Here is a 273-nt window from a genome sequence, read left to right as displayed (position 1 = left end):
AACAAGGCATCAAGCTGGTGATGACAGGCGTTCAGAACCGCTTCAGCAACAGCTGCAATTGACTCCGGCTCACAATAATCCAGATAAAATGCTTCAAAGCCCTGCTCCCGCAAATAGGCCAAATCTTCAGCCTTACGAGCGGTCGCAAACACTCTCCAGCCACGCTGTTTCAGTGCCTGCGCACAAAAAGCGCCGATACCGCTGGAACAACCGGTAATCAGAATAGTTTTTTGTGGAACAGGTGAAGTTTGCGTATTTGGTGTCATCGGTTGC

1 protein-coding gene is annotated in these 273 nt (G+C 49.8%); it reads right to left on the bottom strand.

The genetic code is table 11. The features are described 5' to 3' along the window. A partial coding sequence (locus tag HBA93_RS21135; RefSeq protein ID WP_221724577.1) for an SDR family NAD(P)-dependent oxidoreductase occupies window positions 1-266 on the bottom strand: 266 nt, incomplete at its 3' end. Window positions 267-273: the final 7 nt, after the last annotated feature.

It is taken from the genome of Ochrobactrum sp. SFR4 (assembly GCF_019730395.1).
GTDB lineage: Bacteria > Pseudomonadota > Alphaproteobacteria > Rhizobiales > Rhizobiaceae > Pseudochrobactrum.
Note: the sequence above shows the minus strand (reverse complement) of the source record. Positions and strands in the feature narration are given on the sequence as shown.